Annotated in this window: 20 protein-coding genes; 10 read left to right on the top strand and 10 right to left on the bottom strand. The window is 66.9% G+C overall.

Features of this window, described 5'->3' with window-relative positions; all coding sequences use genetic code 11:
* On the top strand, positions 1-301 hold a 301-nt coding region (locus AC1DQ3_RS20230; protein WP_477121932.1), incomplete at its 5' end, for a pyruvate kinase alpha/beta domain-containing protein.
* A gap of 102 nt (positions 302-403) precedes the next feature.
* Positions 404-1,297: a KPN_02809 family neutral zinc metallopeptidase gene (gene ypfJ, locus AC1DQ3_RS20225; protein WP_477121931.1), complete on the top strand. Its 894-nt coding sequence runs from the start codon at positions 404-406 to the stop codon at positions 1,295-1,297.
* Positions 1,298-1,597: 300 nt separating this feature from the next.
* On the opposite strand, the gene AC1DQ3_RS20220 is transcribed toward ypfJ, so the two are convergent.
* Together AC1DQ3_RS20220 and rnk are read right to left on the bottom strand one after the other, a co-directional pair.
* Positions 1,598-1,948, bottom strand: a complete 351-nt coding sequence (locus AC1DQ3_RS20220; protein WP_477121930.1) for a hypothetical protein — start codon at positions 1,946-1,948, stop codon at positions 1,598-1,600.
* 392 nt (positions 1,949-2,340) lie between these two features.
* A complete protein-coding gene (gene rnk / locus AC1DQ3_RS20215; protein WP_477121929.1) occupies positions 2,341-2,760 on the bottom strand; it encodes a nucleoside diphosphate kinase regulator in 420 nt (139 codons plus the stop codon).
* A gap of 263 nt (positions 2,761-3,023) precedes the next feature.
* Here rnk and AC1DQ3_RS20210 point away from each other — a divergent pair, with 263 nt between their 5' ends.
* On the top strand, positions 3,024-3,233 hold the full coding sequence (locus tag AC1DQ3_RS20210; protein ID WP_477121928.1) for a hypothetical protein: 210 nt from the start codon (positions 3,024-3,026) through the stop codon (positions 3,231-3,233).
* Positions 3,234-3,258: 25 nt separating this feature from the next.
* Here AC1DQ3_RS20210 and AC1DQ3_RS20205 read toward each other — a convergent pair whose 3' ends face one another.
* The 6 genes from AC1DQ3_RS20205 to AC1DQ3_RS20180 all read right to left on the bottom strand — a co-directional run bounded on the left by AC1DQ3_RS20205 (position 3,259) and on the right by AC1DQ3_RS20180 (position 7,414).
* Positions 3,259-3,720, bottom strand: a complete 462-nt coding sequence (locus AC1DQ3_RS20205; protein ID WP_477121927.1) for a Cd(II)/Pb(II)-responsive transcriptional regulator — start codon at positions 3,718-3,720, stop codon at positions 3,259-3,261.
* Between the two features lie 124 nt (positions 3,721-3,844).
* A complete protein-coding gene (speD, locus tag AC1DQ3_RS20200) occupies positions 3,845-4,222 on the bottom strand; it encodes an adenosylmethionine decarboxylase (RefSeq protein WP_477121926.1) in 378 nt (125 codons plus the stop codon).
* Positions 4,223-4,232: 10 nt separating this feature from the next.
* Complete coding sequence (locus AC1DQ3_RS20195) at positions 4,233-4,412, bottom strand: hypothetical protein (RefSeq protein ID WP_477121925.1); 180 nt, start codon at positions 4,410-4,412, stop codon at positions 4,233-4,235.
* Positions 4,413-4,418: 6 nt separating this feature from the next.
* On the bottom strand, positions 4,419-5,930 hold the full coding sequence (locus AC1DQ3_RS20190) for a DUF4178 domain-containing protein (RefSeq protein WP_477121924.1): 1,512 nt from the start codon (positions 5,928-5,930) through the stop codon (positions 4,419-4,421).
* A 13-nt stretch (positions 5,931-5,943) separates the two neighbouring features.
* Positions 5,944-6,972 carry an SPFH domain-containing protein gene (locus AC1DQ3_RS20185; protein WP_477121923.1) on the bottom strand — a complete coding sequence of 343 codons (1,029 nt, stop codon included), beginning with the start codon at positions 6,970-6,972 and terminating at the stop codon, positions 5,944-5,946.
* Between the two features lie 55 nt (positions 6,973-7,027).
* The gene (locus AC1DQ3_RS20180) at positions 7,028-7,414 is read right to left on the bottom strand and encodes a DUF350 domain-containing protein (protein WP_477121922.1); all 387 of its coding nucleotides are present in this window, start codon (positions 7,412-7,414) and stop codon (positions 7,028-7,030) included.
* A 133-nt stretch (positions 7,415-7,547) separates the two neighbouring features.
* Here AC1DQ3_RS20180 and AC1DQ3_RS20175 point away from each other — a divergent pair, with 133 nt between their 5' ends.
* From AC1DQ3_RS20175 to htpX, 4 genes are all read left to right on the top strand, one after another.
* Positions 7,548-9,158 carry a polyamine aminopropyltransferase gene (locus AC1DQ3_RS20175; RefSeq protein ID WP_477121937.1) on the top strand — a complete coding sequence of 537 codons (1,611 nt, stop codon included), beginning with the start codon at positions 7,548-7,550 and terminating at the stop codon, positions 9,156-9,158.
* A 27-nt stretch (positions 9,159-9,185) separates the two neighbouring features.
* Complete coding sequence (locus AC1DQ3_RS20170) at positions 9,186-10,904, top strand: FAD-dependent oxidoreductase (RefSeq protein WP_477121921.1); 1,719 nt, start codon at positions 9,186-9,188, stop codon at positions 10,902-10,904.
* Positions 10,905-11,087: 183 nt separating this feature from the next.
* On the top strand, positions 11,088-11,462 hold the full coding sequence (locus AC1DQ3_RS20165) for a hypothetical protein (RefSeq protein WP_477121920.1): 375 nt from the start codon (positions 11,088-11,090) through the stop codon (positions 11,460-11,462).
* 165 nt (positions 11,463-11,627) lie between these two features.
* On the top strand, positions 11,628-12,506 hold the full coding sequence (htpX, locus tag AC1DQ3_RS20160; RefSeq protein WP_477121919.1) for a protease HtpX: 879 nt from the start codon (positions 11,628-11,630) through the stop codon (positions 12,504-12,506).
* A 123-nt stretch (positions 12,507-12,629) separates the two neighbouring features.
* Here htpX and AC1DQ3_RS20155 read toward each other — a convergent pair whose 3' ends face one another.
* Entirely contained in the window at positions 12,630-15,917 is a 3,288-nt protein-coding gene (locus tag AC1DQ3_RS20155) for a bifunctional cytochrome P450/NADPH--P450 reductase (protein WP_477121918.1), read from the bottom strand.
* Positions 15,918-16,167: 250 nt separating this feature from the next.
* On the opposite strand from AC1DQ3_RS20155, the gene AC1DQ3_RS20150 reads away from it, so the two are divergent.
* From AC1DQ3_RS20150 to AC1DQ3_RS20140, 3 genes are all read left to right on the top strand, one after another.
* The gene (locus AC1DQ3_RS20150; RefSeq protein WP_477121917.1) at positions 16,168-16,851 is read left to right on the top strand and encodes a TetR family transcriptional regulator; all 684 of its coding nucleotides are present in this window, start codon (positions 16,168-16,170) and stop codon (positions 16,849-16,851) included.
* Between the two features lie 66 nt (positions 16,852-16,917).
* Positions 16,918-17,838, top strand: coding sequence for an alpha/beta hydrolase fold domain-containing protein (locus tag AC1DQ3_RS20145; RefSeq protein WP_477121916.1), 921 nt, complete (start codon positions 16,918-16,920; stop codon positions 17,836-17,838).
* A 173-nt stretch (positions 17,839-18,011) separates the two neighbouring features.
* Positions 18,012-19,136 (top strand): porin, encoded by a 1,125-nt coding sequence (locus AC1DQ3_RS20140; protein ID WP_477121915.1) that lies wholly within the window; start codon positions 18,012-18,014, stop codon positions 19,134-19,136.
* Between the two features lie 191 nt (positions 19,137-19,327).
* Here the strand turns inward: AC1DQ3_RS20140 and AC1DQ3_RS20135 are convergent, their stop codons facing one another.
* Positions 19,328-20,200: an ABC transporter permease gene (locus tag AC1DQ3_RS20135; protein ID WP_477121914.1), complete on the bottom strand. Its 873-nt coding sequence runs from the start codon at positions 20,198-20,200 to the stop codon at positions 19,328-19,330.
* Between the last annotated feature and the right edge of the window lie 13 nt (positions 20,201-20,213).

Below are 20,213 nucleotides of genomic sequence, written 5' to 3'. Positions count from 1 at the left end.
GCCCATCGTCAGCATCACGCCAAACCTGGAGATCGCGCGGCGGCTGGCCATGGCCTGGGGCGTGCATTCCACCGTCAGCCCCGATGTGCAAAGCGTCGACGAGATGGTGAATGCGGCAACCCGTGCCGCGCTGGCCGAGGGCTATGCCGCACCGGGCGACCAGATCACCATCGCGGCGGGCATGCCGTTCGGCCAGGGCGGCACCACCAACCTGCTGCGGGTCGCCGAGATCACCGGCGCTGAACCGGGCAAGGCACTTGCGCTGGGCGCCGGCAGCACGGCACCGGCGGTTACGGCCTGATACACCACACGCACGCGCTGGCGCCATTGCCGTTGCTATACTGATCGACACGCTGCGGCCACCTTTTTGGCCGCGGCCATCAATCAGCAATGCGGAGCCACCATGCGTCTCGATGACGAAGCCGAAAGCCAGAACGTGGAAGATCGCCGGGGAGAAGGTTCCGGCGGTTTCGGCGGCTTTGGCGCGGGACCCAAGACGCTCGGCATCGGCACCATCCTGGTGGCCCTGGCGGCGTCGTATTTCTTCGGCATCGATCCCACCGTGATCATGCAGGGCGCATCGGTGCTCCAGGGTTCGCAGCAACAGGCTCCGCAGCAGCAGCGCGTGCCCAGCCATGCGCCCGCCAAGGACCAGATGACGGTATTCGTGCGCAAGGTGCTGGGCAACACCGAGCGCACCTGGTCGCATATCTTCGAGACCAGCCTGAACCGCCGCTATGCGCCGCCCACGCTGGTGATATTCTCCGGCGCGACGCCCACCGCCTGCGGCACTGGCCAGTCGGCCATGGGTCCCTTCTACTGCCCGGGCGACCAGAAGGTCTATATCGACCTGGCCTTCTACGATGAATTGCGCCAGCGCTTCGGCGCCGGCGGCGACTTTGCCCAGGCCTATGTGATCGCCCATGAGGTTGGCCACCATGTGCAGAACCTGCTCGGCGTGTCCGGCAAGGTCGATGCCGCGCGCCGGCGCATGAGCGAGGCGCAGGCCAACCAGTTGTCGGTGCGCGTGGAGTTGCAGGCCGATTGCCTGGCCGGCGTATGGGCCGCCACCGCCGAGCGGATGAACCAGCAACTGCTGGAACCCGGCGATATCGAGGAGGGCCTCAAGGCCGCTGCCGCCATCGGCGACGACCGCCTGCAAAAGCAGGCCCAGGGCTACATCGTCCCGGAAGCGTTCACCCATGGCACCAGCGAGCAACGCACGCGCTGGCTGCGCCAGGGCCTGGCCACCGGCGATATCCGCAAGTGCGACACCTTCGCCGCCAAGCAGCTCTAGGCCCCCGTATCGACAAGCTCGAGAAGCTCGACAAGCGTTTGCGGCGCGAACGCGGATGACAAACGCTTGCCAGCCGCAGGCCTGTCGATATCGACAGCGCGGGATGAACTGCTGAACTGCGGGGGAAATGGCTGGAGGGACTAAAGGTACAGCGGAGGGTAAAAACACCCACCCGGCGGGAGAGAGTAGGAGGAGGAGGTCAGCCGGGCGGGTGGGAGAGAAACCGTGAGATAAGCCGGAAAGGCTAGCGTGGCACCGAGACGGCCACCAAGGTGGCCGCCTGGTAACACGGGATCTGCATCAGACCCGATAGCCGTACAGCGATCCGTCGCCTGAGCGCGAGTTGTCCAGCGAGCTGGCAGCCACTTCGCCACTGAAGGCGCGCGCGCCATCGGTGAACGAATCAAACTTGCCTTGCTTGGCGCCATCGACAAACGGGTCGAACTTGCCTTTGTTGGCGCCGTCAGTGAACGTATCGAACTTGCCCTTGTTGGCGCCGTCAGTGTACGTATCGAACTTGCCGGCGCGCAATGCATCGGCGTATACGTCGAACTTGCCGACCTTGCTGCTGGCGGGAGCTGCCAGTGCCGCGGCCGAACCGGCCACCAACAACACTGCTAACGCGCTACCCAGGATGCGTTTGGCATTCATTTGGGACTCCTTCAACTGATTGTTTGTCGCTTTTATTTTTTTAAGCTGCTAAGTACTTGCTGCCCTTCGGCAATCTACGTTGCGCTACGGGCACGGACTGAAGATTAGTGGCTGGGCGCGCAAGGAGAAATACCACTGCGACGAATGGTGCGTTGTGCGTCGTGAAACGTTGGAAGTGCGGATGAACGGCGAGAATTGGCCGCCGGATGGCGTGCCGCAGTGTGCGTGCGGCGTGGCTCTTGCATCGCCGGAAAGCCCGCAAGCCCAGGCTGGAGGCAGCCCGGGCCGGCTAGCGCGCCGCTCGCGCACAGCATGGGCGCGTGCGTGTCAGGGGGCGCAAAGGGTGCCGCGATCGACGCCCTGAGAGGGCGTTGAATGTGCCTGATACCGCCTTAGACAGTGTATTGGCCGTTGGCTTCGGGCTGGAACGACAATTCGACCACAGTGACGCTTTGTTCGCGTCCGTCCGGCAAGCGGTAGCTCACGGTCTGCCCGGCGCGCGCGCCCAGCAGGACGCGGCCGATCGGCGACAGCACCGACAGCCGCCCTGCGTCGAAATCCGCCGTATCGGGATAGACCAGGGTCCAGCGGCGCGGCACGGCCTCGCCTTCCAGCGCGCACAGCAGGCTGGAGTTCATGGTCACCACATCCTTGGGAATGGCATCGGCCGGCACGATGGCCGCGCGCTCAAGAATGCTGTCGAGCATCTCGGCCAGCGGCGCCGCGCCGGCACGGCTGGCGATGCGTTCCAGGCGGGTGACATCGAGTTCGGTAAGGTAAAGGGTCGGTTGCTGCTTGGATGAAGTCGTCATGGTGATTCCTCGCTAGGTGGCGATGCGGCGACCGGGGAGCAGGAGGGATCCAACATGGATCGGCTCCCGGCGCTGCCAGGTCATGAAATAAGGGGGCCGTCAGGAACGGCGGGAAAACCGCGAACTGGGAGTGACTCGGCCCGGTTCGGCGCTTGCCTGCGTCTGTGGGAACGTCAGGTTGGGAACCGGGCAGGATCAAGCGGCAGGCTGATCCGGCGGCAGGCAATCGCCTGCCTGGCTTGCGCGTGCGGCGCCTGCGCTACATGCGCGAACGCGCCGGCCTGCCCGATACGGGCAAGCTCGACAGCGGTCGGCGACAGGCGGCAAGGCGTCATTTATTTGCGGATACTATTGGATGGAAATTCGGGAAAGCGCGCCATGCGGCCAAACCGATGAGAGCAATGACTCACTCAAAAGGTTCGGTGCCGGCTCGTACCGCCGCGCTTTTCACCAACCTGGTGCGCGGCAGGTAAACGGATCGTAGCATAGCAGGCAGATTCAGGGCTCCGGTGCCCGACCCTGGCCTTGATCTGCAGCATGCGGATGGCATTCGCAGGCGGCGCCGGCCGCGGCCTGCTGCAGGTTCTGCAGGATGCCGCATTCGCTGGCGGGATGGGGCTGGTCGCAGGTATGGCGCAGCGCCCGCAATTGCCCTTCCAGCGCCTCGAGCGCAACGCGCTGCGCATGGATCTGTTCGATCTGGCGATCCAGCAGGGCGTTGATATCATCGCAGGCAAGCGTCGGATCCCGCTCGAAGTCACGCAGCCGCCGGACATCGGACAGACTCATCCCCAGCGAGCGGCAGTGGCGTACGAAGTTGAGCTGCAGCAGATGGCTGTCGCCATAGCGGCGATAACCGTTGTCCTCGCGCTGAGGCACGTCGAGCAACCCCTCGCGCTCGTAATAGCGGATGGTTTCCACGTCGCAACTGCTGTGTCTGGCCAGTTCACCGATGCGCATGCCGACTCCAGGTCACTCCTGCCTTCAGAAAAATCCCTGTAGTGATTACAGGGTTTCCTCCAGTGTAGACCATGTCTGAGCGTCTTGCCAGCCGCGTCCCGAAGTGGGCGAAATGGCTAATCGTTCAGCCCGGAGCCGGGCCTCGGGCCTGGTCGCGCAAGGCGAGCGTACGCGGCGCGAATGCGGCGCGCACCACTTCCACCGCCAGTTCGGGCCGGGCGGCACCGCACATGAAGACGTCCACGGCGGCAAAACCGTATTCGGGCCAGGTGTGGATGCTGATATGCGACTCCTGGAGCAGCAGCACCCCGGTCACGCCGAGCCCCGGCCCGAAATGCCGGAAGCGCGCATCGACCACGGTGGCGCCAGCAGCCTGCGCCGCCTGGTAAAGCACGCGCTCGACCAGGGCGGCATCGGCCAGCAGCTCGCTGGCCACGCCTTGCAGGTCGGCCAGCAAGTGGTGACCGAGCACAGCCGGACAGGGCAACACCGGCGCGTTCATGCCGGCACGCTCATTTGTGGCCAGCGCCGGAGGACCAGCCGCTGGAACCGGAGGAGCCGCCGCTCCAGCCGCGCGCACTGCTGTAGCCCGAGGCAGAGCCCGAGCGGCCGCTATCGCCGGTATCGCCGATGTTGAAGAAGGTCGTGCCGAATAGCACGATGATGCCGTAAACGAGGTAAAGCAGGCGCACGCTGTCTTAGTCCTTTCCGACCCAGCGCCGGACCAGCCAGATCGGCGCCCACAACAGCAGGAAGCCGACGATGATCGTGATCCATCCCCGCTCGGTGACCAGGGCCACCGGGACATTGAGGATGGCGAGGAGGATGGCGTAGACCTTGGCGCTCTTGCGGCAAAAGGCCAGGTCATCGGTGCCGGCCGCGCGCGCGCCCGGCGAGATCCGCGCCGACTCGGCCAGGCCGGGGTTGGACTTGAACCACAGCGCCACCTGGGAGCGCGGCACGGTGGTGGACAGGGTCCAGACGATCTCGGTAGCGGAAGCCTCGCGGGTAAGCCGCCTCGCGGGCTTGCCGAACTCGGTCAGGCGCGTGGTGTCGCCCACCTTGACCCGCCAGTTGAAGGTGCCGGCGGCGTACAGCACCTCGCTCTCGTAGTCGTAGCCCTGCTGGAAGGTCTGGCCCTGGTAGCTCGCTGCGGTGCCGGACACCATGCGCGGCCAGGTATCGAGCACCTCGACCCGGTCCCAGCCGCTGTCCTGCTCGACCAGCCACATCAGGCCGCGCTGCTCGTTGAACAGCAGGTACTCGACCCAGGTGGAGGCTTCCTCTTTGTCGTTGTCGGTGCATTGCATCAGCCCCAGCACCGTGTAGGGCTTGCCGTCGATGTTGCCGCTTTCGCCCGGCGACAGGCTGGTCTTGCGTGCATCCAGCTCGCGCTGCTTCTGCAGCACCAGCGCAGTGGAGGTGGAGCAATCGATCTCGCTATGGCAGCTTGGGCAGACCACGAAGCTGGCCACGCCGGCGCGGTAGGCGATGGCGCCGCCGCAGCTTGGGCAGGCCAGCGGCACTGCCTTGCCGCGATAGCGGTCGGCGGTGCCGGCGATCTGGCCGGTCTCGCGCAGCAGCTGGCACTTGAGCTGGTCCAGCGCGACCGCCTGGCCGGTATAGATGGCGGGCGGATCGCCGTCGGCGTAGTCGAGGGTGAGGAAGCGGCCCTCGTCGCGGAAGTCCGCCACCTGCGCGGTCCAGCCCGCGCCGACCGCGAATGGCAACTCGCCCTGGCCGCCGGTGCAGCGCGCGCTGCGCACGTCGCTGGCGAGGTAGCGGTGCTTGTCGAAGTAAAGCGGCGTGCCGGGCGTAAGCTGGTCATAGCGGGGCAGCGCCACGCCGCCCAGCTGGACGGCCGACTGCTCGGCCGTGACGCGCCGGGTCAGCATGTACTGGCCGGAGGCATCGGCCAGCCAGCCGTCGCTGCCGTCGTCGAACAGCACGTACCATTCGTTCCACAGCCCGGAGTCGTAGCGCAGCTGAATGCGCCCGACCAGGGTGAAGCCCTGCCCGCCCCACTGGCCCGAGGTGTGGATCTGCAGCGGCGTGTAGTCCTCCAGCACGGTGGACATCTTGCCGATGTCCTTGACCGTGTCGGCGTCCTTGAGCAGCGTGCTGTGGCAATACTCGCACACCACCATCACCGCGGCCGACGAGCGGAAGGCCGCCGGCGCGCCGCAACCCGGGCAGTTGATTTCTTGCATGCGTCCGCTGCGCTCAGCCGACCAGTTTTTTCAGGATCTCGGCCTTGGCGGTGTCGAAATCGGCCTGGGAGATCAGGCTCTTGTCGAGCAGGTCCTTGAGCTTCTGCAAGCGCGCGGCGGGATCGTCGGCCGGTGCCGCCGCCGGAGCGGCGGGCGCGGCGGGCGCGGAGGGCTGTATGCCGGCGGCGGCACCCAGCCCGCCCGCCATCGCCTGGCCCATCACCGCGCCGGCCGCCAGGCTGGCGCCCAGGCCGGCCACGCCGCCTTCGTTCTGCGCGGCCAGCGGGATCGAGGTGGCGACCTGGTACTGCGTGAACTTCGCCATGTCGCCCATCATGCCCATCGAGATCCGCGTGTCGATGGCCTTCTGCAGTTCTTCCGGCAGCGACACATTGGTCACCGCGAAGTTATCCAGCGCCACGCCATAGCGCTCGAACTCCGGCGCCAGCCTGTCGCGGATGGTCTGCGACATCAGTGCCTGGTTGGCGGCCATGTCCAGGAACGGCACCGAGGCGCCGCCCAGCGTGGCGGTCATGGTGGCGATCAGCAGGTTGCGCAGCTGCTCTTCCACTTCGTCACGGGTGTATGCCGCGCGCGTGCCGCTGATCTCCGTGTAGAACCTGGCGGCATCGGCGATCTTGTACGAGTACAGGCCGAAGGCGCGCAGCCGCACCATGCCGAAATCGGCGTCGCGGATAGTAATGGGTTGGGCCGTGCCCCACTTGCGGCCGATCTGCAGCCGCGTGCTGAAGAAGTAGACGTCCGACTTGAAGGGCGACTCGAACAGCTTGTCCCAGTTCTTCAGGTAGGTCAGCACCGGCAGCGTCTGCGTGGTCAGCCTGTGCATGCCGGGCCCGAACACGTCGGCGATCTTGCCTTCGTTGACGAACACCGCCATCTGCGACTCGCGCACGGTCAGGCTGCCGCCGTACTGGATTTCCATATCCCCCATCGGATAGCGCCACGCGAGCACGCCGTCGCTGTCCTCGGTCCACTGGAGGATGTCGATAAACTGCTTCTTGATGAATGATCCAATGCTCATGGCAATCCCCAATGTTCCCGGCAATGTTCCGGCAGGTTCAGGAAGGCTCAGGAAGTCAGGACAGGCAGGCGGCATTGATCAGGCCGACCGCCACTGAAATCGCACCCATCAGCCCGCCCATGCCGATATTGTTCGATTCGATCGCGGCATCCATGTCGGGCAACGCGCGCGTCAGGCCGGCGTAGGCCAGCGCCTGTACCAGCATCGCACCCACCGACCACACCAGGAACATCTGGAAGGTGTCGTTGTGCTGGATGCTGGACGACAGCGTAAAGCAAAAACCGATCATCGCCCCCGACAGCGACAGCGCCGCCGCGAGGTTGCCCTGGCGGATCAGCGCGAACTCGCGGAACGGCGTGATCCTGGTGTAGACTCCGACGAACACTGCCAGCAGGGCAAGACCGGCCAGCAGGTGCAGCACGTAGGCGTAGATGGCTTGCATCGTTGTTATTCTCCGGCGGATGCCACGACAGTGTTCCGGTTTCGATTTTCGACAGCATAATGCCGGCTTGCTCCACCGCATCGACGCTCAAGTATATCGTTGTCCATTTCCGGCAATCGCAACAATTTACAGCCTGCCAGGCCAACCTGCATTCCGGCTCGCCTGCGCTGCCCCGGCTCCCGCCCCTGTCCACCCGACTGCCAGCCCGACCGCTGCCCCGACCGATTCCCTGATGCGCGACCGTACCCTTGTTCTTTCGGTGTTGATCGTGGCGTCCTGCGGACTCGGCTACGAGCTGATCGCCGGCGCCTTGTCCAGCTACCTGCTGGGTGACTCCATCCTCCAGTTCTCTTCCATCATCGGCTGTTACCTGTTCGCCATGGGCGTGGGCTCCTGGCTGTCGCGCTATGTGAAGGACGAGGACGTGCTGGCGCGCTTCATCGATATCGAGATCCTGATCGGCCTGCTCGGCGGCATCTCCGCCGCGCTGCTGTTCGTGGTGTTCGCGTGGCTGTCGGCGCCCTTTCGCACGGCGCTCTATGCGATGGTGTTCGTGCTCGGCGTGCTGGTGGGCATGGAGATCCCGCTGGTCATGCGCGTGCTCAACACGCGCCGCACCGCCTTCAGCGAACTGGTCAGCCGCGTGCTCACCTTCGACTACCTCGGCGCGCTGGCGGTATCGCTGGTATTCCCGCTGCTGCTGGCACCGCGACTTGGCCTGTCGCGCACGGGTTTTCTGTTCGGCATGCTCAATGCAGGCGTGGCCCTGGTCACCATCCATATCTTCCGCGACGAACTCAGGCAGATCCTGCCGCGCATGCTGYGCGCCTCCCTGGTGCTGGTGCTGCTGGCCGGCGGCTTCCTGGCTTCCGGGCGGCTCACGCACTGGGCGGAGCGCGGCATGTTCGGCGACGAGATCATCCATAGCGAAAGCACGCCTTACCAGCGCCTGGTGATCACGCGCTGGAAGGATGACATGCGGCTCTATATCAACGGCAACCTGCAGTTTTCCTCGCGCGACGAACACCGCTACCACGAGGCGCTGGTGCATCCGGTGCTGCAAGCGCTGCCCTGGGCGCGCCGCGTGCTGGTGATCGGCGGCGGCGACGGGCTGGCGGTGCGCGAGATCCTCAAGCACAGGAATATCGAGCACGTCACGCTGGTCGACCTGGATCCGGCCATGACCACGCTGTTCTCGCGCAGCGAACCGCTGGTGGCGCTGAACCAGGGCTCGCTCAAGGACGCGCGCGTGCAGGTGGTCAACGCCGACGCCGCGCAATGGCTGGAGCAGCACAACGAGATGTTCGACGCCATCATCGTCGACCTGCCCGACCCGTCCAACTTCGGGCTCGGCAAGCTGTACTCGGTGCCGATGTACAAGCTGATGTCGCACCATCTCGCGGAGAAGGGCTATGCGGTGGTGCAGTCGACCTCGCCCTACTTCGCGCCGCGCTCGTTCTGGGATATCGACGCCACGCTGCGCGAGGCGGGCCTGCATACCTGGCCTTACCACGCCTACGTGCCGTCCTTCGGCGAGTGGGGCTTCATCCTTGCGGCCAAGCGCGCCGACTACGCGCCGCCGACGCGCTACAGCGTGCCGCTCAAGTTCCTCGATGCCGACAGCACCGCGCTGATGTTCCGCTTCCCGGCCGACATGGCGCCGCGCGAGGCACGCGCGAACCGGCTCAACGAGCAGACCCTGGTGCACGATTTCGAGCAGGACTGGCGCAATGTCATTCGCTGATTTCCACAGTCCGCTTCGGGAGCCGGGATGGATCGCCGCCGCTTCCTGATTGCAGGCGCCGGCGCGGCCGGCCTGGGCGTGCTCTCCGGCTGCGACCGCCTGGGCGGCGATGCCAGCCGCTTCCTGGCCGGCGTAGGCCTGCGCGAGCCCACGCCCATCGTGCTGCGCCCCGGCATGGCCGAAGGCCACGCGCTGCGGGATGCCGCCAACTGGCCGTCGACCGTATCCCCGCAGGACGAGATCGTGACCGACGTCGCCATCCTCGGCGGCGGCGCGGCCGGGCTCAGCGCCGCGTGGCAACTGGCGCGCGGCGGCCTGAAGGATTTCCTGCTGGTGGACGGGCCGGAGTTCGGCGGCAATGCCGCCGGTGGCAGCTTCGGCAGCGACCTTGCTTTCCCGCGCGGCGCGCACTACCTGCCGCTGCCCTCGCCCGAATCGGCGCATATCCGCGAGATGCTGGCCGACACCGGCGTGATCCAGCGCGATCCCTTCGCCGCGCAGCCGGAGTTCGACGAGCGCGCGCTCGTGCATGCGCCCGACGAGCGCCTGTTCTTCGACGGCAAATGGCACGACGGTCTGCTGCCCAGCGAGGCCGTGCCGGACGAAGACGCCGCGCAGCACGCGCGCTTCCTGGCCCGCGTCGAACGACTCAAGAGCGCGCGCGGCGGCGACGGCCGCAAGGCTTTCGCCATCCCGCTGGCGCTGGCCTCGCAGGATCCGGCCTGGACCGCGCTGGACCGGCAGAGCATGCGGCAATGGATGCTGGCCGAAGGCTATACCTCGCCCACCTTGCACGCGTATGTCGACTACTGCTGCCGCGACGACTACGGCGCGGGCCACGACCTGATCTCGGCCTGGGCCGGCCTGTATTACTTTGCCAGCCGCGCGGGCCATGCGAGCGATGCAGCCGATGGTGCGGTGCTGACCTGGCCCGATGGACTGCACACGCTGGTGACGCGGCTGTCGGGGCGGATCGACGCGCACCGCGGAGCCGGCCCCGCCGCCAGGCCCTGGCGTCGCCCCGGCCTGGCCCTGCAGGTGCGGGAGCAAGGCCGGGAAGTGTCTGTGCTGTGCGCCTGGTGGCCAGACGGCGTGGGCACCCGGCCCCCTCGCCTCTACCGCATCCGCGCGCGCCGCGTGATCTGCGCCATGCCGCTGCATGTGGCCGCCCGCGTGGCGCCGCTGCGCGAGTTCGGCTTCGACCCGGCGCGCCACCTGCCACCCACCGCATCCTGGATGGTGTCGAGCTTCCGCCTGCGTGGCTTCCCGCCGGAGGCGCCGGGCGTGCCGCTGGCCTGGGACAACGTGGTGCATGGCGGACGCGGGCTGGGCTATGTGGTGAGCACGCATCAGCTGATCCGCCAGGCGATGCCTGCGGCCACGGTGTTCACCGCGTATTGCCCGCTCGACGCGGCTGCCGACCCTGGCGCCGCGCCGCGCCCGCTCGCCGACACCCGCCGCTGGCTGGCCGAGGCAAGCCCCGCCGAACTGATGGATTACGCCACCACTGATCTGCGCACGGTCTACGGGCGCGCCTTCTGGCGCCACGCCGATGCCGTGGAAATCACCGTGCGCGGGCACGCCATGGCGTCGCCGCGCACGGGCTTTCTCGCCAACACCGGCGCCGCGGCGCTGCGCGCTGCCGACGGGCGCATCCTGTTCGCCCATGCCGACCTGTCCGGTGTTTCGGTGTTCGAGGAAGCCACCTGGTGGGGAACCCGCGCAGCACATAAGATCCTCGGCTAGAACCATGGAACCATGCAATGTGACGCTTGGGGTGCTACATGCCGCAACGCCGCATCCTGTAGAATTCTCGCCACGGATTCGTGTCGAAACCCCTGTGTCGAAGCCCCGCATCGAGCGATCCCAAACCCATTCATTGTTGTGCGCGCCATCCGCTTCCTGTTGCTGCTCCTGATGCTTGCCGTCATGCCCTTCCAGAGTTGGGCAGGCGCGCGCACGTGCGCGGTCGGCAACGCGGCATGGAGCAACTGGGCCCAGCCGGATTCCTGCGGCATGGTGGTGCAGGCGGCGCACGGCGCTGCCTACACCGACGCGGACGATGGAGATCGCGCGGCAAGTCTCGCGGCCGATGCCGGCGACGTCCCCGGCCCGGTTGATGCTGGCGACGCTGGCGACGCAAACGACCCTTTGCAGCCGGGCGCCGACCTGGCCGAGTCCCTGTTGCCGGCCGCCCCGCTGCGCTTCGCCGCCGGACTCGCCAATGGCGGCGCGCCCGCGCACCGCGCGGGCGGACTGCCCGACCCCGACCTTCCTCTGCCGCAGCGCCCACCCAGCGCCTGACGGCCTCTGCGCGCGCGAGACCGGTCTTGCGCGCCGTCGTTATTCGCTCACGGATTCCCGTCGTTTGGCGCAGGCACCCAGCGTGCCTGCAATGAACGCAACGCGCGCTGCGCACATGATGCGCGCTTGTTTTCCCACTGTATCGATCACTACCTCACATCCGACATGAAACGCGTCCTCCTTTTCCTGGCGACCAACCTCGCCGTCATGCTTGTCCTCAGTTTCACCGCCAGCCTGCTGGGCGTGAATCGCTTCCTGACCAGCAACGGGCTCAACCTTGGCATGCTGCTGGTCTTCGCCGCGCTGATGGGCTTCGGTGGCTCATTTATCTCGCTGCTGATGTCCAAGACCATCGCCAAGTGGTCGACCGGCGCGCAGGTCATCACCCAGCCGGGCAACGGCACCGAGGTCTGGCTGGTGCAGACCGTGCAGAAGCTGGCCGACCGCGCCGGCCTGCCGATGCCCGAAGTCGCCATCTATGAAGGCGAGGCCAACGCCTTCGCCACCGGCGCCACCAGGAAGAGCTCGCTGGTGGCGGTTTCCACCGGCTTGCTGCAGACCATGTCGCACGATGAGGTGGAAGCCGTGCTGGCGCACGAGGTGGCCCACATCGCCAATGGCGACATGGTGACGCTCACGCTGATCCAGGGGGTGGTGAACACCTTCGTGATCTTCCTGGCACGCGTGGTGGGCTACTTCGTGGATTCGATGCTGCGCAAGAACGACGAAGAAGCGAGCGGCCCCGGCATTGGCTACATGATCACGGTGGTGGTGTGCGAGATCGTGTTCGGCATCCTGGCCAGCATCATCGTGGCCACGTTCTCGCGCCATCGCGAATACCGCGCCGACGCCGGCGCGGCCAGGCTGATGGGCAGCCCCACGCCGATGGTGGCGGCGCTGCGCCGCCTGGGTGGGCTGGAGCCGGACGGGCTGCCGCAGAACATGCAGGCGATGGGTATTGCCGGCGGCAAGTCGTGGCTGTCGCTGTTCTCGAGCCACCCGCCGATCGCGCAGCGGATTGCGGCGCTGCAGGCCAAGGGCTGACGGTAAGGCGCGTGGGAACCGGCGACGGGATCGCGCGAGCACCTGCGGCATCGGTCTTGCTGGTCTGCACGAACGTGCCGGACGTACTCGGGGTGGGTGCGCGGATTTCCGCCAACCGGCTGGCTAGTTGAAGACGTCCTGCCGGTACTGCCCTTGCGCCACCATCGCCACAAGCCAGTCGGACGCCGCGGCCTCGCTCATGCCGCCTTGTTGCGAAGCCATCTCGATCAGCGTCCGGCGCACGGCCGGCGCCATCAGCCGGCCGTCGCCGCACACATAGATGGTGGCGCCGTCCCGCAGCATCGCCCACACGGCTTCGCGATCGCGCCATAGCAGGTGCTGCACATAGCGCTGGTCCTGCGCGGCGGCGGTGGAGTAAGCGGCATGCGCCAGCACCACCCCTTCGGCTTGCCAGCGCGCGACCTCGTCGCGGTAGAGCCAGTCGTGCTCCGGATGGCGGCAGCCGTAGTAGAGATGGCTGGCAGCCACCGTCTGGCCGGCCGCCTTCTGCGCCGCGCGCTCTTCCAGGAAGCCACGGAACGGCGCAATGCCGGTGCCTGGCCCGACCAGGATCATCGGCCGTGCCGGATCGGGAGCGGGCGCGAAGGCCGGATTGGGCGTACGGATCGCCGCCGCCACTACGGCGCCCGGGGTCAGCCCCTGCAGCCAGTTGGAAGCCACGCCGCGGAACATGCCGCGGCCCGAGAGCGCCGCCGACAACACCGTGCCGACCGTGATGGTCGCGACGTCCGGCGCTACCGCGGGCGACGATGCGATGGAGTAGAAGCGCGGACGCATCGGCACCGTGCAGGCCAGCAAGCCGGGCAGCGTTAGCGCGATCGCGGGATGGCTCACCAGCACATCGACCAGCCCCAGCCGCTGCGCGGCGACCCGGGCCGCGTAGCCGTCCTCGGCATGGTCCGAACCAAGCTGCTCCAGCGCCGCGCGGGTGAACGGGCAGCGCGTGTATTGCGCCAGCGTGCGCAGCGTCTGCCGCGACACCACGTCCTGCAGTTCAATGAAATGCGTCAGCAGTGCGCGCACGGGCAGCGCCTCGTCCAGCGGCAGTCCGCGCGCGGCGCACGCATGCGCGGCGGACAAGGTCACCATGGCATCGGGATCGAGATCGAGCCGCTCGCACAGGTCGCGCACGGTGGCGGGCTGGTTCTGTGGATAAACCGCGAGATGATCGCCAGCGGCATAGCTCGCGCCTTCCGGCAGGCGCAGCCGGATGTCGCGGGTGGAGGTGCGCGGTGCTTCCTGTGCGAAGTCCCACAGCCCGGCCGGATCGCTCACCAGCTCGGTATTGGCCAGCACCGTGAAGGCCTGTGTCGTTGGCGGCAGCGTGCTGGCGCGTATGGCGGCGATATCGCGCAGGCGTACCTCGATGTGGCTCGCGCCTGCCGCATCGGGCGCCGCGCCCTGCTCCACGCRCAGCGCCTGCAGCGATTGCCACAGCGCGGCGAGCCACGAATCCGCGGCCTGGTCGAAGTCGCCGTTTCCGTCCGCTTCGCCGCGCGCGAGCAGTGGCTTGGCGCCGGCCGCGCTGAAGAAGTCGTGCACGCGCTTGGGGAACGCCTGGTAGGTGGCCCACTGCGAATTGCCGCAGCCGAGCACGGCGAAGCGCAGCGCATCGGCGCGATAGTTATCCACAGCCTTGCCGTCGAGCATCGTTTCAAACCGCCGCGCCGAATCCGGTGCGCGGCCGTTATAGGTCGCCGCGACGATCACCGCGAGCCCTTCGCCCGGCAGTGCGTCTACCGCTTCATCAAGGTCGCGCAGCGTGGCACGGAAACCCGCTGCCAGCGCACTGGCATGGATCTGCTCGGCCAGCTCGCGCGCGGTGCCCAGGCTCGATCCGCACAGCACGGCAAGGGCCTGGCCACTGCCGCGCACAGCCGGGCGCTGCGATGGCACGCTGGCGGCACTGGCCGCCGCGGCGGCGGCGATGCGCTCATGCGGGCGGCGCCTGCGCGCGCGCAGCGTGAACGCATCCGGCTTGAGCGTCAGCGTTTCCTTGATGCGGAACTGGTAGTCGTGCGGATCGCTGAAGTGGAAATTGCGCAGCATCAGGGCCAGCGCGAGCTTGGCCTCGGTCAAGGCGAACTGGCGCCCGATGCAGGCGCGCTCGCCATTGCCGAACGGCTTGTAGGCGTGCGGATGGATGTTGGCTTCGTTGTCGGGCAGGAAGCGGTCGATGTCGAAGCGCTCGGGATCGGCCCACACCTTGGGGTCGCGGTGCAGCGCGGTCAGCACCACCGAGACCCGGCGGTCCTTGCGGATCAGGTAACGTCCGCCGATCACGGTGTCCTCGAACGGCGCCACCGCGAAGGCGGGCGCGGTGGGCCACAGGCGCAGCGTTTCCTTGAGCACCCGGTCTATCACCGGCAGGCGGGCGAGGTCGGCGTACACGGGCGGCGCATCGCCCGGCAGCACCGCGTCCACTTCGGCGTAGGCCTGTGCCAGCACGCCGGGGTTGCGCAGCAGTTCGTACAGCGCGAAGGTCAGCAAGCCGCTGGTGGTCTCGTGTCCCGCGATCAGGAAGGTGATGACCTGGTTGCGGATGTTCACGTCGTCCAGCCGCTGGTCGGTATCGGGATCGCGCGCGTCCAGCATCAGGTTGAGCAGGTCGTGCGCCGGCGGCTGTCCGGCGTCCTTGCCGGCGGCGGCGCGGCGCTGCCGTACCACGTCGTCCACCAGCTCGCGCATGTAGCGCACGTCGTCGGCGAACTTGCGGTGCGCCGCATGCATGAACTTGTCCTGCAGCGCGAAGCGGGTCAGTTTCCCCATGGCTTCTTCGAGCGCGCCGACCATCGCATCGATAAAGGGATGAAGCTGCTCGCGCGAGAACGAATCGAAGTCGTAGCCGAAGCCCGACAGCGCGATGGTGTCCAGCGTGAGCCGGGTCATGTCGTCGGCCACCGCGACATCGGTGTCCGGACCCTGGCGGTCCCACTTGCCGACCAGCCGGTTGGCCACGCGCAGCATCACGTCGAAGTAGCCTTTCATCGCGCGCTGGCTGAAGGCGGGCATCAGGATGCGGTGGGCGCGCCCCCAGTTCTCTTCGTCACCGTGCGCCGTGAACAGGCCGTCCCCGGCCAGGTCGCGCAGGTAGGACAGCGGCGGCCCGACGATCTTGCGAAAGCGCTGCCCGTCCGACAGCTCGCCAGCCATGGCGGCGTCGCTGACGAACGCCACGCGCCGCCCGGCGAAATCGAGCTCGAAAATGCCGTCGAAATGGCGGCTGCGCGCCAGCAGATGCTGTGCCACCTTGCCGGGCGTGACCTGCAGCAGGTTGCCGACCAGGGGCCAGCCCGGGTCCAGCGGAATCGGTTCGAGGGCGTGCACGGGCGGCGCGGCGGACAGGGATGTGGCGGAAATGGCGGAAGCAGGACTCGGTACGCGCTGCATATTCAGGTCACCAGGGGATGGTCGGCGGGCGAAGCGCCGGGGTTGGGCCCAGGGGCGCGGACGCCGCCTTGTGTCTCTTGTTCGTTTCTCTGGGGCGTAGACAAGCGTCTACTTTTGCAGCAAAGTAGACGAATGTAGACCGAGTGTCAATTCCAAACCGAAGCTTGACCGCGCCGGGTATCCCGGGCTTAACTTCCCAGCCTTAACTTCCCGGGCTTAACTTCCCGGCCTTAACTTTTTTCCTGACACCATGGATGACGTTGCCGGCGGCAAACGCAAACTGATCGACGCGGCACTACGCCTGGCCGCGGCCAGGCGCAGCTTTGCCGGCCTGGGTCTGCGCGAACTGGCGCGCGAGGCGGGGCTCAACCCCAATACCTTTTACCGTCACTTCCGCGATATGGAAGATCTTGCGCTGACCGCGGTGGCCGAGGTCAGCAACGCGTTGCGGCCCATGCTGCGCGCGGTGCGCTGGGCCGTGGCGCGCGACAATCCCGGCGAGGTCGCCACGCGCACCTGTGACGCCTTCTTCGCCTACGCCGACGCCCACCCCGATGCCTTCTTTGTCGGCGTGTGCGGCAGCACCGGCCCCCAGCCCGCGCTGCGCGAAGCGGTGCGCCAGGCGCTGGCGGACATCGCCGGCGAGATGGCGGAAGATATTGAACGGCTCGAACTTTGCCCGGGGCTGTCGCGCCCGGTCATCGACGACCTGAGCGGCTATGTGGTGTCCTACCTGTTCCACCTGTCGACGGATTATCTGGAGGACAACGCCAAGGGCCGCGGCTTGCGCATCCAGCAGTCCAAGCAGCTGATCGGCTGGCTGCTGCGCGGCGCGGCGGAGCAGCAGCGGGCGCAGGATCACGCGCGAACCCAGGCACGACCAGCACCCGCCCCGGCGCGCAAGCGCAAGCCGGCCGAGCGCCATCCGCACTGAATACCGCAAGCACCCACGCCGAGTCCTGATCGCCAAGCGAGGAGCCCGAGGAGCCCGAGGAGCCCAATGAGCCTGCAGAACCTGTTGTTGTGCTATGGATTGAGAAAGCGCCTGAAGCGCGGCGCGCCACCTGCGCAAATCGACGTGGCCGGCAGCCGCCGCGCGGTGGCGCAGTTCGGACAGAACGCGCGCGTGCCGGCGGGCTGGCGCATCGAACGCTCCGATGTTCCGGCGCTGCCGGGCGAATGGACGCGCCGCGATGGGGCAATCGCGCATGCCGATGTCCCTACGCTGTGCTATCTGCACGGTGGCGGCTACTACTTCTGCACGCCCCGGACGCACCGTCCGCTGACGCTCGCGCTGGTGCGCATGACCGGCATGCAGGCGTTTTCGCTGGACTACCGGCTGGCGCCGGAGCACCCTTTCCCCGCCGCGCTGGACGATGCGGCCGATGCTTACGCGGCGCTGCTCGCGCTCGGCATTTCCCCCGGCAATATCGTGATCGCGGGCGACTCCGCAGGCGGCGGGCTGGCGCTGGCGACGTTGCTTGCACTGCAGGCGCGCGGCATGACGCTGCCGGCCGGCGCGCTGCTGTTCTCGCCGTGGACGGACCTGGCGGCCACCGGTGAAACCTTGCGCAGCAACGATCGGCACGACGTCATGCTCCACGGGGAATCGATCGGCCGCGTCGCGCGGCTCTACCTCGGCAACACCGCCGCCACCGAGCCGCTGGTCTCCCCGCTCTACGCCGACCCGGCCGCGCTGGCTGCGCTGCCGCCGCTCTACGTGCAGGCCAGCGACAAGGAAGTGCTGCTCGACGATTCGCGCCGCCTGGTAGCGCGCGCCAGGGCGGCCGGCGGCAAGGCCGAACTGCACATCTGGCACGGCGTGCCACATGTGTGGCAGCTCTACCACCCCTTCCTGCCGGAAGCGCGGCGCGCGCTTGCAGACGCGGCTGCGTTCGCAATGCGGGTGACGAAGCGCTGAACGGCAGCCCCGCCAATTTCCTCGGTATTTTCCCTGTGCCCGCAGTGCAACGGCAGGAAAGCTGGATGAAGGCTAGCCGTGCCTACGATGTAGGGGCCTGTTCATAGTCTGGACGCAAGTCCGGCCTGCGAGCAGCCTCAAATCATAGACAAGCGAGCCCCGAGGAGACCTTCTTGAAAACGAAACACACAGCCCTCGCGCTGGCGATCGGCGCGGCCTTTGCCGGCCACGCCAACGCGCAATCGAGCGTGACGCTCTACGGCCTCATCGACACCACCATCAGCACCATCAGCAACGCCAACGCCAATGGTGACCGCCTCACCGGCTATCATCAGCCAGCGTGGTTCAGCGGCAACCGCTGGGGCATGACCGGGGCGGAAGACATCGGCTTCGGCACCAAGGCGATTTTCAAGCTGGAGAGCGAGTTCACCAGCTACGACGGCAAGATGGACACCCCTGGCGTGCTGTTCAACCGTGACGCCTGGGTCGGCATCTACAACGATACCTTCGGCAAGCTGACTTTCGGCCGCCAGAACGCGCTGGCGCGCGACCCGATCGCCTCCGGCCTCTATGGCGATCCCTACGGCCCGGCCAAGCTGGTTGACGACGAAGGCGGCTACACCAACAACAACAACTTCAAGCAACTGGTGTTCTATGCCGGCAGCGCCACCGGCACCCGCATGGACAACGGCATCGTGTGGAAGAAGCTGTTCGACAACGGCCTGACCGCCGGCGCGGGTTACCAGTTCGGCGAGGTGCCGGGCGCGCCGTCGCGCAACACCACGGAAACCGTCACCCTCGGCTACAACGGCGGGAAGTTCCACGTCTCCAGCTTTTTCACCACGGCCAACGTCCAGGGTCTGCGTAACCGTACGTACTCGATTGGCGGCAACTATGTGTGGGGCATCGTGCGCGCCAACGCGGGCTATTTCCACTACACCGCGGATCAGGGCGCACTGGGCCAGCGCAGGGACGACGCCTACACCGTGTCGCTCAAGATCGATCCGGCGGGGCCGCTCGACTACGAGCTCGGCTACCAGATGATGAAGGCCGGCCATGCCGCCCTCAATGCCGACGGCTTCACCGTCAATGCGTACAGCAACACAAACGGCTTGACCGCGACCGACAGCGGCCGCAAGAACACGGTGTACGGCTCGATCTTCTACCACTTCTCGAAGCGCACCGAGGTCTACCTGGCCGCCGACTACATGTTCCTGCAACACGGCTATCACGCCGCGCAGTCGAATGGCTTCGCGCACCAGAGCGAATTCGCGGTGGGCATGCGCACGCGCTTCTGATCGCGCTGCATGCTCCCGCGCCTCACGGCGCGGGACCGGCTCCGAACTTTCCTTGTCCCGGCCACAAGCCGGGTTTTTTTCGCCTGGCGATTGACAGGCGCAATCCCCGCCAAACGGAAAAAGCCCGCGCGGCGGGAGCCTGCGCGGGCAAGGGAGAAGCGGGTACGACGCGGATATGAGGCGGGTGGGGCTCAGGCCATGCCCGGTTTCCATTTGAGCAGGCGATTTTCCAGCGTGGTCAGCAGGAAGTCGGCCGCCAGCGCCACCACTGCCAGCACGATCATGGCGGCGAACACGCCGCTGGCATTGAACGCGCCCTGCGCGGTGGCGATCAGCAAGCCGATGCCCTGCTTCGAACCCAGGAACTCGCCCACCACGGCACCGACCAGCGCGAAACCGAAACTGACGTGCAGGCTGGCCAGGATCCAGCTCAAAGCCGACGGCACTACCACGGCGAAGGTCAGCTGCCGTTTGGAGGCACCGAGGATCTGCGCATTGGCGATCAGGTAGCGGTCGGCTTCGCGCACGCCCTGGAAGGCATTGCCGAACACCACGAAGAACACCATCACGACCGCCAGCGCCACCTTGGAGGCCATGCCCAGGCCCAGCGCGATCACGAAGATCGAGCCCAGCACCACGCGCGGGATGGAGTTGGCAATCTGGATGTAAATGCTGAAGACATCGGCCAGCAGCTTGTTGCGCCCGAGCACGATGCCGCAGACCACGCCGGCGACCGAGCCGATCAGGAAGCCCAGCCCGGTTTCCTCCAGCGTGACCGCCACCTGCTCCAGCAGCGGGCCCTGCGAGGTACCGTTGACGAACCAGTCGTAGATCTGCTCTGCGATCAGCGAGGGCATGGAGAAGAAGAAGGGGTCGATCCAGTGCAGCCTCCCCGCCAGCTCCCAGCCGCCCAGCACCAGCACCAGCAAGGCGATGCGCAGTGTGATAATCAGTTGGCGGCGCCGGTGCATGGCGAGCCTGGCTTGCCGTTCAAAGGCGTCGAGTTCGTCGGCAAGGGCCGTGTTTGCTTCCATGTTCATTTGCATTGGCATTGGCATTGGCATTGGCTACGGTTGA

It is taken from the genome of Cupriavidus sp. 01T418 (assembly GCF_056398885.1).
Note: the sequence above shows the minus strand (reverse complement) of the source record. Positions and strands in the feature narration are given on the sequence as shown.